The following is a 1,445-nucleotide window of genomic DNA, read 5'->3' on the forward strand; positions in this document are numbered from 1 at the left end:
GCGCAAGGTAGGCAAATCCGCCTTGCTTTTGTCTGAGACCTGATGCCGAGCCGATTGTGGCGAAGTGGATGATCCTATGCTGTCGAGAAAAGCCTCTAGCGAGTTTCATGGCGGCCCGTACCCTAAACCGACTCAGGTGGTCAGGTAGAGAATACCGAGGCGTTCGGGTGAACTATGGTTAAGGAATTCGGCAAAATGCCCCCGTAACTTCGGGAGAAGGGGGGCCATTCCTGGTGAGAGTACTTGCTGCTCGAGCTGGGGGTGGCCGCAGAGACCAGCGAGAAGCGACTGTTTACTAAAAACACAGGTCCGTGCGAAGCCGTAAGGCGATGTATACGGACTGACGCCTGCCCGGTGCTGGAACGTTAAGGGGACCGGTTAGCTCACTTTCGGGTGGGCGAAGCTGAGAACTTAAGCGCCAGTAAACGGCGGTGGTAACTATAACCATCCTAAGGTAGCGAAATTCCTTGTCGGGTAAGTTCCGACCTGCACGAATGGCGTAACGACTTCTCGACTGTCTCAACCATAGGCCCGGTGAAATTGCACTACGAGTAAAGATGCTCGTTTCGCGCAGCAGGACGGAAAGACCCCGGGACCTTTACTACAGTTTGATATTGGTGTTCGGTTCGGCTTGTGTAGGATAGCTGGGAGACTGTGAAGCTCGGACGCCAGTTCGGGTGGAGTCGTCGTTGAAATACCAGTCTGGTCGTGCTGGATGTCTAACCCGGGTCCGTGATCCGGATCGGGGACAGTGTCTGATGGGTAGTTTAACTGGGGCGGTTGCCTCCTAAAGGGTAACGGAGGCGCCCAAAGGTTCCCTCAGCCTGGTTGGCAATCAGGTGTTGAGTGTAAGTGCACAAGGGAGCTTGACTGTGAGACCGACGGGTCGAGCAGGGACGAAAGTCGGGACTAGTGATCCGGCGGTGGCTTGTGGAAGCGCCGTCGCTCAACGGATAAAAGGTACCCCGGGGATAACAGGCTGATCTTCCCCAAGAGTCCATATCGACGGGATGGTTTGGCACCTCGATGTCGGCTCGTCGCATCCTGGGGCTGGAGTCGGTCCCAAGGGTTGGGCTGTTCGCCCATTAAAGCGGTACGCGAGCTGGGTTTAGAACGTCGTGAGACAGTTCGGTCCCTATCCGCTGTGCGCGTAGGAGTCTTGAGAAGGGCTGTCCCTAGTACGAGAGGACCGGGACGGACGAACCTCTGGTGTGCCAGTTGTTCTGCCAAGGGCATGGCTGGTTGGCTACGTTCGGGAGGGATAACCGCTGAAAGCATCTAAGCGGGAAGCCTGCTTCGAGATGAGGACTCCCACCCACTTGATGGGGTAAGGCTCCCAGTAGACGACTGGGTTGATAGGCCGGATCTGGAAGCACGGTAACGTGTGGAGGTGACCGGTACTAATAGGCCGAGGGCTTGTCCTCAGTTGCTCGCGTCCACTGTGT

At 56.6% G+C, this 1,445-nt stretch carries 1 rRNA gene (cut by a window edge); it reads left to right on the forward strand.

What is annotated here, in order from left to right:
• Positions 1–1,424: ribosomal RNA gene (locus ACFYX0_RS47270) — 23S ribosomal RNA — on the forward strand (its annotated part extends 1,405 nt beyond the left edge of the window); the annotation flags it as partial.
• Positions 1,425–1,445: the final 21 nt, after the last annotated feature.

Source organism: Streptomyces sp. NPDC002573 (genome assembly GCF_042889625.1).
GTDB classification, from domain to species: Bacteria; Actinomycetota; Actinomycetes; order Streptomycetales; family Streptomycetaceae; genus Streptomyces; species Streptomyces gibsoniae.